5 protein-coding genes and 1 tRNA gene are annotated in these 12,896 nt (G+C 58.4%); 1 reads left to right on the top strand and 5 read right to left on the bottom strand.

The window, feature by feature from the left end:
* Nucleotides 1–195 precede the first annotated feature (195 nt).
* From FGL65_RS09840 to FGL65_RS09830, 3 genes are all read right to left on the bottom strand, one after another.
* Nucleotides 196–1,581 carry an aminopeptidase gene (locus tag FGL65_RS09840; protein WP_147821039.1) on the bottom strand — a complete coding sequence of 462 codons (1,386 nt, stop codon included), beginning with the start codon at nt 1,579–1,581 and terminating at the stop codon, nt 196–198.
* A gap of 110 nt (nt 1,582–1,691) precedes the next feature.
* The gene (gene selA / locus FGL65_RS09835; RefSeq protein ID WP_147821038.1) at nt 1,692–3,092 is read right to left on the bottom strand and encodes an L-seryl-tRNA(Sec) selenium transferase; all 1,401 of its coding nucleotides are present in this window, start codon (nt 3,090–3,092) and stop codon (nt 1,692–1,694) included.
* Nucleotides 3,093–3,119: 27 nt separating this feature from the next.
* Nucleotides 3,120–4,343, bottom strand: coding sequence for a bifunctional folylpolyglutamate synthase/dihydrofolate synthase (locus tag FGL65_RS09830; RefSeq protein WP_250645449.1), 1,224 nt, complete (start codon nt 4,341–4,343; stop codon nt 3,120–3,122).
* Nucleotides 4,344–4,443: 100 nt separating this feature from the next.
* Between FGL65_RS09830 and FGL65_RS09825 the strand changes: the two genes are divergently transcribed.
* A tRNA-Arg gene (locus FGL65_RS09825) sits at nt 4,444–4,520 on the top strand.
* 266 nt (nt 4,521–4,786) lie between these two features.
* On the opposite strand, the gene FGL65_RS09820 is transcribed toward FGL65_RS09825, so the two are convergent.
* Both FGL65_RS09820 and FGL65_RS18640 read right to left on the bottom strand, forming a co-directional pair.
* Entirely contained in the window at nt 4,787–6,775 is a 1,989-nt protein-coding gene (locus FGL65_RS09820; RefSeq protein WP_187170345.1) for an SPM autocatalytic domain-containing protein, read from the bottom strand.
* A 357-nt stretch (nt 6,776–7,132) separates the two neighbouring features.
* The gene (locus FGL65_RS18640) at nt 7,133–12,889 is read right to left on the bottom strand and encodes an Ig-like domain-containing protein (protein ID WP_489743261.1); all 5,757 of its coding nucleotides are present in this window, start codon (nt 12,887–12,889) and stop codon (nt 7,133–7,135) included.
* Between the last annotated feature and the right edge of the window lie 7 nt (nt 12,890–12,896).

The following is a 12,896-nucleotide window of genomic DNA, read 5'->3' as shown; positions in this document are numbered from 1 at the left end:
GGAACTTGAAGTTCGTTGCGAATTTCCTGAAAACGTTCCCCAGTCAAAAAAGACTACAGATTTGTTAGGAAGTTACACGTAAACCATTCCTTTAAACTTGGCTTCATCATACGCCGGTTTCAGGCCATTGCAAATAAAAAATGCGCCATTTTGACATAAAAAAATGGCGCATTTCATTATTCTGAATTCCTTGGATTAATTCTTGAAAAACTCCCGGAAGGCCAGGGTCGTGGCGTACATGTCGGCCTTGGTGGTCAGCTCAAAGGGGCTGTGCATGGAAAGCACGGGCGCTCCCACGTCGATGATGTCCATGCCGTACACGGCCAGGAACTTAGCCACGGTACCACCGCCCCCGGCGTCCACCTTGCCCAGCTCGGACATCTGCCACGGGATGCCCGCGTCGTCCAGAATCCGGCGCAGCCAGCCGATGAACTCGGGATGCGCGTCGTTGGCCCCCACCTTGCCGCGATGGCCGGTGAACTTGTTGAAGCACGGACCGTATCCCAGATAGGCAGAATTGCGCTCCTCGGAAACATCCTTGAAGTCCGGGTCCACGGCCCCGGCCACATCCGCCGAAAGCGCCGTGCCGTTCAGCATTACCCGGGAAAGCTTCGTGTCCGGTTCCCAGGCCTCGATAAGGTCTTCCAGGGTGTATTCGAAGAACAGGGACTTCGCGCCGGTGGCCCCGTCCGAGCCGATTTCCTCCTTGTCCCAGAACAGAGCGATCTGGGTGTATTCGGGCTTGTCCTCGGCCAGCAGCGCCTCCAGTGCGCAGAACACGCTGGAACGGTCGTCATGGCCGTAACCGCCGATAAGCGAGGAATCCAGGCCCACATAGCGGGCCGGACCGGCCGGAACGATCTGCAGCTCGGCGCTGAAGAAGTCGGACTCGGTGATGCCGTAGCGGTCATTCAGAAGCTTGAGGATATGGTCCTTGACCTTGCCCTTCCCGTCATCGTCCTTCTTGCCCAAAAGCGGACTCTGCCCCAACACGATGTTCAGCTTTTCGGCCTCGAACGCCGCGCTGACCTTCTTTTCCACTTCCTTGTATGCCAGGTGCGGCAGCAGGTCGGTGATGGTCAACACCGGGTCGGCGGGGTCGTCGCCCACGGCGACCCTGACAACTTCGCCGTCCTTCTTGACCACCACGCCGTGCAGGGCGAGCTGCGAGGTCAGCCACTGGTACTTGCGGATGCCGCCGTAATAGTGGGTCTTGGCCAGGCAGATCTCGGTGTCCTCATAAAGCGGATTCTGCTTGAGATCCAGACGCGGGCAGTCGGCGTGCGCGCCGATGAGCCGGAAGCCCTCGGACAAGGGACGCTTGCCCCTGCGCGCCATGAATCCAGCCTTGCCGCGCTGGATGCGCACAACCGCACTCTTGGCGAAGTCCTCGGAAAAGCCTGCGGCCTCGGCCCTCTCGCGCACGTAATCCATGACCAGCCGTTCGGTCTTGCAGCGGCTCAGGAAATCGATGTACCTGTCGGCCAGCTTGTCCATGGCAGCCACGTGTTTCTTGGAGGAATAGACCTCCCACGCGCTCTTAGGCTTGTGTTCCAGTTCAATATCTTTTTTCTTGGACATGACGTTCCTCGGAATGTTGACGGGGGAATAGCCTTTTGGAAAAGGGCGTTCCCCCGAGCCCCCTTTCCCAAAACGTTTCGGGAATCGCCCGGCCGGGCGACGTTCATGCGTTATGCAATCCCCAGGGCCTGCTTCAGCGCTTTTGCGGCGAGCCCATTTTCCCGGGGATCAAGGGTGCGCGGGTCCAGGCAGAATCCTTCGTCCTCGATCCTCCCCACCAGGGGCGGCTCGGTATCGAGCAGGCGTTTCTTGAGTTCGCGCACGGAAATGTTTTTCGGATTCACGGCTACCAGCGAGGTGGCAATATCCTGCTCCGGGAACGCGCCGCCGCCCACGCGGGAAACGCCCTTGCGGATGGCGATGTCCGCCGCGTCGCCCAGCTCGGCCCGCAACGTCTTGGCCAGCCGCCCGGCACGGCCGCGCAGGGTCTTGTAATCCATGGTGATCATGTTCAGGGTGGGCACGGACTCGCGCGCCTTGTCCATGTCCAGGTACAGGCGCAACGTGGCCTCCAGGGCGGCCAGGGTCATCTTGTCGATGCGCAGGGCGCGGTTCACAGGATTGCGCTTGATGCGCTCGATCCATTCCCTGCGGCCCACGATAATGCCTGCCTGCGGTCCGCCGAGCACCTTGTCGCCCGAAAAGGAAACAACGTCCGCCCCCTGCGCCACCACTTCCTGCACTGTGGGTTCGTTGATGAGTCCGGTGCCGTCGAAACGGAACAGGCTGCCGCTGCCCAGATCCTCCAGCACGGGCAGACCGTAGCGGTCGCCGAGCTGACGCATCTCTTCCAGCGAAACTTCCTTGGTGAAACCGATGAGCCGAAAATTGGAGGTATGCACGCGCATGAGCGCGGCAGTGTTGTCGCCAATGGCCCGTTCGTAATCGTGCACGTGGGTGCGGTTGGTGGCCCCCACCTCGCGCAGGATGGCCCCGCTCTTGGACATGACGTCCGGTATACGAAACGAGCCGCCGATCTCCACGAGCTGACCGCGGGAGACCACCACCTCGCGCCCTTTGGCCAGGGTTTCGAGCATGATGAACACGGCCGCGGCGTTGTTGTTGACCACCAGGGCGGCCTCGGCGCCGGTGATGTCGCAGAGCAGCTTTTCCACGTGGCTGTAGCGGCTGCCCCGCTCTCCCGTCTCCAGGTCGAATTCGAGGTTGGAATAGTGGGCGCAAGCCTTGCTGACCGCTTCCACGGCCTCCCTGGCCAGCAGCGACCGGCCCATGTTGGTGTGCACCACCACGCCCGTGACGTTGAGCACGCGCCGGAAGTGCGGCCGGGCCTTGGCCCGGACAAAGGCCGCCAGCCGGGGCAGCAAGACGCCCAGAGCCAGCTCGCCAGCCTCGGAAACCACGCCGGACCTGATCTCCTCGCGCTTGATATCCAGAAATTCATTGATCAGGTCGCGGACCAGCGGACGGGGCAGGCAACGCAGGGATTCGTCCCTTTCCAGTTCCGCAAGAACGATATCCACGGACGGCAGATGGCGAAAGAGTTGCGACACGCGTATCTCCTTGAAGCTCTTGGTAATCTATTCCTTCAGCCGCAGGAACTCCGGGTATAGCTCATAAAAGGAAGCCAGTAAATACAGGGAACCGCAGATGAGCACCACGCCGCAGGTTCCGCGAAGGGGCTCCAACGCGGCGCGCAGGTCGAAATACGCCACGGCCCTGTCTCCTATGGCCCGGGCCGTATCCTCCGGTGCTGCTGCCCGCTCGAACGCCATGCCCGGGCAAAGAATGGGTCCCGCTCCAAAGCCGCGCAACAGGGGCAGCATGGCGTCCAAAGTCTTGTCGGCCATGCAGTTGAAGACAATGGCGTCAGGTTCGATGCCTTCGTGGCGCAATTCCCGGCCCAGGGCCACCAGGGCATGATGGTTGTGCGCCCCGTCCAGGATGAACTGCGGCATTCCTTCGGGCCGGACCATGTGGAGCCTGCCCGGGATAAAAGCCTGTTCCATGCCGAGCGCCATGGCGTCGTCATCCGGCAACACGCCGTACAAGCCGGCGAAAAGCCGCCAACCGGCCACGGCCAGCCGTGCGTTGTCGCGCTGGTGTTCCCCACGCAGCCCCAGAGGCGACGCCACTTCTTCGGCCACCTCGCGGGCTTCGTGGAATTCTATGCCCAAGGCCCGGGCACGCCCCTGCAACACGGCAAAGGCCTCTGGCTCCTGCCCCCCGGTGACGGCCACGCCGTCGGCATGCATGGCCCCGGCCTTGTCCTGCGCAATGGCGTTGATGGTGGAACCGAGTACCTTTTCGTGGTCCAGACCTATGGGTGTGAACAGGGTCAGCTGGGGGGAAAAAACATTGGTGGCGTCATACCTGCCGCCCATCCCGGCCTCCATGATGGCCACATCCACGCCCTTGTCCATGAACGCCAGCATGGCCAGGCAGGTCTGGAATTCGAAATAGGTCAGCGTGTCGCCTCCGGGCGTTTCCAGCACTTGGTTGGCCAGACGCAACCAGTCCTCGCGGGAAAGCATCCGGCCGTCCACCTTGATGCGCTCACGCGGGGTCACGAAATGGGGCGAGGTGAACAGCCCGGTGCGCAAACCATGCTCGCGGGCCACGGACTCGAAAAACGTGGATGTGGACCCCTTGCCGTTGGTCCCCACCACGTGCACGATGGGAAAGGAAGGGGCATGGTGCCCGGCCCAGAATGATTCCATGCGGCCCAGCCCGAGATCCATGCTGAACAGCCCGAGCCGGTCCATGTAGGCTCTGACGTCGTTGTATGTTTGCAGTATCGCCACGGGTACTCCTTGTGTGCGCCACCACATATCAGGAAAGGATTGCGCCGAAAACCTTTTGCTTGACCACACGGCCGGGCTTGTTTAGAAAATGGCCCTCCGCGCGCCAGTAGCTCAGTTGGATAGAGCATCGGCCTTCTAAGCCGACGGCCGGGGGTTCGAATCCTCCCTGGCGCGCCAAAAAATACAAAAGACTCAAGTAGTTACTTGAGTCTTTTTTGTTTCAGACCCCAGTCAACTCTGATTTTTTGCCCCACCCACGAATTCAAAATCCGCACGACCTGGTGCTCAGTGAATCTTGATTTGCGCATGTGAAACTCCTCGGCGCTGTTTGGGCCAGAAATTTTACGGGGGATTTCAGGTGCCCTCCAGATATAACAGTAGAGACAAAGAAGCGCCGTACTGGAGGATTCAGTACGGCGCTCTTTTAAGATTTTGCAGATCGCTTACGAATTCACATCATCCGTGGGCGTTTCGTCCCAGAGGACGTGAACGACGTCGGGCATATGGGTATCCACAACAGGATCGGAGTCAACGTGGCTATCATCCATGTGGAAGGCCGCCATGGACTGTACGAGTTCATGGGGATTCAGATCAATATGCGCATCCATATGGGAATCCACATGCGAATCCATCGGGACGTCCACGTGCGTAATGGCATCGGCATGAAGCACGCCATGGTCATGGATATCCGTATCGAAACCGGAGGACGAGTCCGTCGGGGCGTCATACAGGTCCTGAAGCTGGCTGTGCAGCCAGGAATCCTCGCGGGGCACCTCACCGAAAGTGATCATCTCGCCCGGCTCCGTGGCCTCGGTATAACCGAGACCGATATCGCCCACCTCCGCACTGTGGCCGTCCAGGAAGGTTGCGGATGCGGTACCATGCACCCAGACATCTCCATTCCAGGCCGCAACCGGATCGCTCACCAGATTGATCGATTCAACACCCACCGAATCCATGGACATGAACTCACCGTGCTGGCACACGCCGTCACTGTTGGCATCCTGCCAGACGCCAAAGCGGCTCCACTGGTCATCGCGGGAATCAAACATACCGTCATGATTGCTGTCGTATGCCAGCGCCAGGCCTTCGAGGTCGGTCCTGGCGTCCGCGTGGTCTCCGGCAAAGGAGATCTCGCTGAAACCATTCACCGTGCCGTCATGGTTGCGGTCAAAGGCCAACACTCCGTCGTCCTTGCCCACCCAGGCGGTATGTTCCAGCGAACCGTCACCATCCACGTCCATATAGGCCATGGAGGCCGCCAGAGAGGTAAATTCCAGGCCGTCTCCATCCAGGTCGATGGCCACAGGCGGCGCAACAGGCTCGACATCCACGGTAACGATCGCCTCATGGGTCGCACCATGGACGTCTGTAATTGTGTATTTGAAAGACGCCTCACCCTCGAAGTCGGCGGTCGGCGTGAAAACCACATTGCCCTCGGCATCAATCTCCACAGTGCCGTTGACCGGATCGCTCACGGACGTAATCGAAAGGTCGTCCCCGTCAAAGTCGGAGTCATTGGCCAGCAGATCGGCTACTGCAATGGTCAGGGCAGTGTCCTTGACCGCCGAAACCGTGTCGTTAACTGCGTCAGGTGCGTTATTTGTTCCGTCGAGATGAATCGTCTTGTCGTTAAACTTGATTGTCTCGATGTTGGAGAGAGTATCCGTCCCCCAATTGGTGCCTGTACCATTCCAGGCAACCGTTACGGTGCCATCCCCATTCTGTGTTACGGTGTAGTCGGAGTAATCGCCATCGTATATGACAGTATCGTTTCCACCCGCCCCACCCAGGGTATCATCGCCTTCACCGCCAGTGAGCTCATTATCCTGGTCGTTGCCGGTGATGTTGTCGTCATAGGCCGAGCCAATGACGTTTTCGATATTGCTCAGAATATCACCCTCAGCGTGACCGCCTGTGCCGGTTCCAGCGGCAAGATCAATGGATACTCCCGCGTCGGAGGCGGCATAGCTCACGGTATCGATATCTTCGCCGCCATCCAGATAGTCAGCCCCCACTCCGCCAATAAGGCTATCCGCGCCTTCCTCGCCATACAACGTATCGTTGCCTATGCCACCGACAAGGGTATCATCGCCTCCTCGGCCTTTCAGAAGATCATCGCCTTCCGTGGCAGTCACAACGTCATTGTTGTCGGTGGCGTAAATGACATCATTTCCAGCAGTATCTTCAGGCACAGGATCCTGAAGGCTCACAACGATTCGCTGAGTTTTGTACTTATTGATTCGCCACATGACAACAAAACGACCATCCGCCAAAGGCGCAATGGAGCTTGCAGTGTAGCCACTACCAATCAAAGTCACATCACCTTTTGATTCGCCGCTGGCATCATAAAGCTGTGCCCACATGCCATATTTGCCTTCATGATAATCTGTCCACACCTTGACCAGATCACCATTGGCGAGCTCTGTCATATCATTTTTATAGCACTCTGTGTATGCTGGGCCGTAAAGTGTATTACCGCTATATGTAAGATGATATCCCATCACATCAAAAGAAGGCAAAGAGCCTCCCCCGCCACCATTAGTGGACGAGTTACCGCCATTGGAGTTAGCGGCAACTGACTTAACGGTGTTTCCCTCTAAGTCGTAGACTGTAACAACTCTTGATTGATGATCAATAACCCAGTAATATGGTTCATCGTTGAAATGTTCTCGATGCCTCCTGAGTTCATAATGCATAATAGCATAATGATCATTTCCAAGCATCACAGGATTGGAGTGAGAACCAACATGCCCACCAAAAATCACACTCTCTAGACTTCCATACGACTAACTAAATACAACTCGACCTCCAGGAAGTGCAAAAACATTATCAAGAGTATCACTTGTATATATGTCTGGAGACATATTTTCGGCAACAACATTCAACTCAACAGTTCCCATATGTTCAATGCCGAATTCATCGACAGCCTTGTACGTAAAACTATCACTCCCGTAATAATCATCGTTGCACTGATATGAGTAAGTTCCATCATCATGGAGAGTCACGCTGCCACCGGCAGGCCCGTTTTCAATGCTGTAGGTCAGGCCCTGCCCGATACCACCGAGTTTGCCTTCTGCGGACTCCCCTGTCTTCAGTGAGACAAGGCTATCGAGAGCAAAATCTTTGAGTTCTATTTCGCCATCGCCAAACTGAAGCCTCTCAAACGACTTCAAAGTATCGGTGCCCTCACCTATGACAATAGAGCCTTCCGAAGTGCGCTGAATGGTGAAATCATCCCGGTTGCCATCGTAGACGGCTTTGTCCGTTCCATCGCCACCAATGAACGTATCGTCACCAGCGCTGCCCATAAACGTATCATCATGGCCGGAGCCTTCGATGACCTCAATGCCGCTGATGACATCGCCCTCGGCATATCCGCCGGAGCTCGTCCCCTTGAGATTGATGGTGACGGCAGTCTCCGAGCTTCTGAAGGACAAGGTGTCGCTGCCTTCGCCGCCGCGCAGGGTATCGGCCCCCTTGCCGCTGTAGATGACGTCGTTCCCTGCTCCGCCGTCCAATTCCACGGCATCGTCGCCAGTAGTCCCGAGGGTATCGTCGCCGGAACCGGCAAAGACATGCTCAAACCCTGTTGCCCCGGCGTCAAGGGAAAGACCAATACCAGACTCGATATACAACGTATCGTCATCACTACCGCCGGACAGGAAGCTCAGGTCATCGTCGGCGTCTACATAAACAACATCGTCGCCAGCGCCGCCGCTCAGGCTATCCCTGCCTGCGCCGCCCTTGATGATGTCGTTCCAGCTTCCACCGACGACAATATCATCCCCTTCGCCCCCACTCAGAGAGTCGTTGCCCATGCCTCCATTGACGATGTCATTACCGGCACCGGCATCAATATCGACGCTGGCTGCGGCTGCAGTAAACAACGTATCATCACCCTGACTGGCCACGAGCTTCTCGATCTGGCTTTCTCCCAGGTCGAATTTCAAATCGCCTGTTTCGGTGTAGATGGCGGTATCAAAACCGTCTCCTCCGACAACGGTATCCCCCTTGTCAAAATGGATTTCATCGTCGCCGTCACCGCCGCCCAAGACATCATCACCCACTCCGCCGTAAATTGTGTCATTGCCGCCCTGGCCGTAGATGCTGTCGTTCCCAGCATTGCCGTAAAGAGTGTCGTTCCCGGCCAAATCGGAAGCCTTGACCACGATTTCCATGGGCTGTGATGCAGTGGGCACCGGCCCGGAATCAGGATCGATGTCCGTTGTTGTCGCCACGGCGTAGAGAGTATAATCCTCACCGCTCGCGGGCACTGTAATGGAAAGCTCCGCCAACTCATTCGGCTGCAGGAGCCAAATACCCGGCTCGGCTTCAACCCCGGCGCTCAGGCTGCCACCTTCGGGCACGCCGAACACGGTCACGGTCAGACTTTCGGTGCCGTCCGAATCCGGATTCACCATGTCCGCATCAATGGTCAGGCTCGCCGTCGCCGTTGCTCCTTCCGCGAACTTGTCGCCGTAAATAACGTCATTGCCGCCGGAGCCTCGCACAATGTCATCGCCACCGCCCACAAGCGTTTCCACGCCAGCCTTGGCATATACGTTCTGGTTGGCGGACGTGCTGGAGGTGGAAATGGTTTCCGCATCCACGCTGATGGTCGGCACTTCGGAAGAGGCTTCCACCACAACGGTGAACGATTGAGTCACGGTTTTGCTGGCGCGGACCGGACCGGACTCGGTGTAGCCTGTAGTGGTCACCTTCAGCTCGAAATCCGTGGCCCACTCCTCTGGCAGGACAAGTTTCAAGCCGCCCAGGTCGCCCTGACTCAGCGACCACGTGCCCGGCGAGGACTCGATACCTGCCGAAAGCGTCACACCGTCGGGCACACCGGAAATTATGAATGGACGAGCGACAAAATCGATACCAGAGACATCGGCATTGAGATCCAATGAAATGGCTTCGCCTTCCTTGCCGTTGGCTGTAGGATTCAGGTCGACAATGACATCTCCTATGGCATCCAGTTCAATTGCGGAACCGCCAGTGTCGTCGGCAGCAGCATTCGCAGGAGTATCTCCACCGCCACTTGTGTCGCCATCGCCTGTCACAGTCACACCAGAGCCAGCCCCGACCTGTCCGTCATAATCGCCAAACACGGGGCCTGTCGGCATATCCGCCGTCGATTGGGGATTCTCATCGCCGGATGCAACAAGACCTGCGGAGCCACCCTCAGGAGGAACAACGACTCCGCCCTGCGTAGTATCATCCGCCGACGGAGAACCGTTTTCCGCCGCTGCGTACACATCGGCAATATCCGCAGCCCCTGCAACGGTCGTTGCACTGCCGCCGTCGTCCGCGGCCCCCCCGGGCACCCCGGCGGGCTCGTCCGGCTGGCCAAGCTTGGTCAGGATGTTGGCGTCGGAGGACTCCTCGGTAACAAGCACTACCGCCACGCCGAGCGCAGCAGCCTTGGCCATCATCTCGGCCGTGGTTAAAACCGGGCGCGCATATGAAATTTCTTCCTCATCGTCGTCCGGCAAAGCCATGTCTGAAATAGGCAGGTCGGCCACCTTGATGGTCTGGTCGTCGAACTTGAGTTCGTCCACGTCCACCAGCACGGTGACATCGCCGGTTTCCAGCTTGGTAACCACCACCCGGCCTCCCTCGCGGACCACCGAGTAGTCGACATAATCGCCTTCAAACTGGGCCGTATCATTGCCGTCATTGCCGAAGAAGGTGTCGTTCCCGGCGCTGCCGACATAGGTATCGTCCCCATCGCTGCCGACGACATAGTCATTGCCTTCGCCGCCGTTCAAGGTGTTGTTACCCTTCAAGTCGACAACAAGGTCGTCGCCGGAACCGCCATCGAGGATATCGTTGCCCAGCCCTCCATAAAGCGTGTCGACACCATCTCCGCCGCCGAGGGTGTCGTCTCCTTCGCCGCCGGTGAGCAGGTCGTTGCCTGCACCGCCGTCCAGCGAGTCATCGCCGGTTCCGGCATCAAGTGTGTCAACGCCCTCGCCGCCCAGCAGCGTGTCATCCCCGCTGCCGCCGAGCAACTCGTCGTCGCCCGTGCCGCCGTCCAGCAGGTCGTTGTGGGCACCGCCGTCGAGATAGTCATCCCCGTCGCGACCATAAAGCTTGTCGTTGCCCCATGCGCCGTAAAGCTCGTTATCTTCCGAGCTGCCGGCAATGGTATCCGAACGGAACGATCCCATGACACTTTCGACATTGCTCAAAGTGTCATTGCCCGTGGAGCTGGTGGCGGTTCCGGCCTCAAGATCAACGTTCACCGAAACGTATTCATCGGCGTAATTGACAAGGTCATTCCCCGCACCGCCGTCAATGGTATCGTCCCCCTTGCCGCCGGTAATCAGGTCGTTGCCTGCCCCACCGCTGATACTGTCGTTGCCTTCGCCGCCTTCGATGATGTCGTCGCCACCACGGGCGTCAATAATGTCATCACCAGCGCGTCCCTTGAGCACATTGGCGGCATTGGTGCCGCTGAGGGTATCATTATATTCGGAGCCGGTCAGGTTCTCGATGCTGGTAAGCTTATCACCCTCGGCATAACCGCCCTTGCCGGTGCCGCGATTCAGATCGACGTCGACCCCGGCATCCGAGGCGTTGTAGGTAGCGGTGTCATTCCCGGCCCCGCTGGAATTAAAATGAATATCTTCATGCCGATACCCGGCAACGCCAATCCCCTGGAAGGTCAGGGTCTCATAGCCGCCACCGTTGAGCACATCCGCTCCTGCGCCACCGGCCAAGGTGTCGTCGCCGCCGAAACCGAGCAGCGTATCCTTTCCTTCACCACCGTTGATGTAGTTTCCGGCGTCATTGCCCCACATGGAGTCTTCGTCGCCCAGGGTGAAGATATAACCGTCCCGGTTGCCCGAGAACATGAGCTTGTCCCGGCCAGCCTTGCCGGTCAGGTTGATAAAGCCGGGCTGGCCGTTATTGGTGTTGGAAATGTAGAATCCGCCGATCTGGTCGGAGACGGTCAGAGTTTCGCCCGTATCGGTCAGGGTCAGAATATAGTTGTCGCCTTCGTGGACGATCTCGACATCCTCGATGTCCACGTCCTGTGAAAGCCAGATGTGGTCGCCTTCGCTACCATCGGTGATGACGTCGTTGCCTCGGCCATGACCAAAGACAAAAATGTCGTTGCCAGCACCGCCGGTCAGGGTGTCGTCGCCAGTCCAGCCGTCGATGACGTCATTACCGCCACCGCCATGAATGGTGTCATTGCCAACGCCGCCGAACAGATAGTCGTCAGAGACACCGCCGTGGATGGAGTCGTCGCCTTCGCCGCCGTCGATGTTTACGGCGTCGGCAGAGCTGGACCAAAGCGTATCGTCGCCCGTACCACCGATGGCCGTCTCCACGTCCACCGCGCCGAGGTCGATCTCCATGCCAACCTCGTCCTGCACAACGAGGGTATCCGACCCTTCACCACCGGAGATATTGTCGAGGCTGTCCTCGCTGTCCACAAAGAGCCAATCGTTGCCAGCACCGCCGGAAAGGGTATCGCTTCCCTCGCCGCCGATAAGCACGTCGCCCTGGTCGCTGCCCGTGAGCTGGTCGTTGCCTTCCTTGCCGTCCACGTAGATGCCGGAATCGCCGGAGGTGGAGAAGACATCGTCGCCCTTGTTGCCGATGACGGCTTCAAGGTCGTGCTCGGAAAGGTCCATGCTCACGGCGTCTTCCGAGGAGACGACCCCGATGTCGAAACCTTCGCCGCCGTCCACGCTGCCCAAGGTCAGGTCTTCGGCGTCCATGAAGATGACGTCCGAGCCCTCGCCGCCGCTGATGACATCCGCACCTTGGCCGCCGGAAAGCCAATCATTGCCTGCGCCGCCCGTGATGGTGTCGTTGCCTGCACGGCCGTCCAGCAACACGTCTTCGTCCACGTTGGAGACGAGTTCGTCATTGCCGGAACCGGACACGTAGCCGTCATAGTCTATCTGGGAAACATCAATGGAAAGATCATCGGTGGCATTCTCGTTGGAAAGCAGCTGCGTGCCCTCGGCGCTGCCGAGAACCTTGCGGCCATCCTCCAGATCCTTAAAGCCATAGTCGCTGTATCCGAAAGCGGTATCCGTGAAATCGCCGGTCTCGCCGTTGGTTTGATTATGCTGGCCCTGCTTGTGGTATTTGCCGGTGCCGAAGATGGTATTGGAACCGCGCTCCTCGCGTACGCCGTCACTGGTCAGCTCAAAGGAGGTAATGCCCGCCTCTTCCAAGGTCTTGAGTTCGCCCTCGTCGGACTCGCCGTCCTGGTCCAGGTCCTGCCAGACACGGAACTTGCCGAAATCCGCGTCATTGGCGTCCAGCAGCCCGTCGTTGTTGGTGTCGAACGCTGTCAGGCCCTCAAGGTCGGTCTGCGCCCCTTCCTTGTAGCCCACATAGGAAATTTCATCGACATCACAGATGATGCCGTCAAGATTCTTGTCATAAGCAAGGATAGCGTCTTCCGCACCAACCCAGCCGATTTTATTTCGGAAGCCGTCTCCATTGGCATCATAGAATGCAGTGGAGTTATCGAGATCAATCAGGTCTACCCCGTCACCGACGAGGTCAATGGCGATG

The sequence above is a fragment of the Salidesulfovibrio onnuriiensis genome (assembly GCF_008001235.1).
In the GTDB taxonomy this organism is placed as follows: Bacteria; Desulfobacterota; Desulfovibrionia; order Desulfovibrionales; family Desulfovibrionaceae; genus Pseudodesulfovibrio; species Pseudodesulfovibrio onnuriiensis.
This window is presented reverse-complemented; position numbering and strand designations above follow the sequence as displayed.

Bases quoted from the DNA above. Each gene is read 5' to 3' on its own strand.
- FGL65_RS09840 (WP_147821039.1), bottom strand. From the start codon at position 1,581: ATGTCCAAGAAAAAAGATATTGAACTGGAACACAAGCCTAAGAGCGCG.
- FGL65_RS09820 (WP_187170345.1), bottom strand. From the start codon at position 6,775: ATGACAGAGCTCGCCAATGGTGATCTGGTCAAGGTGTGGACAGATTAT.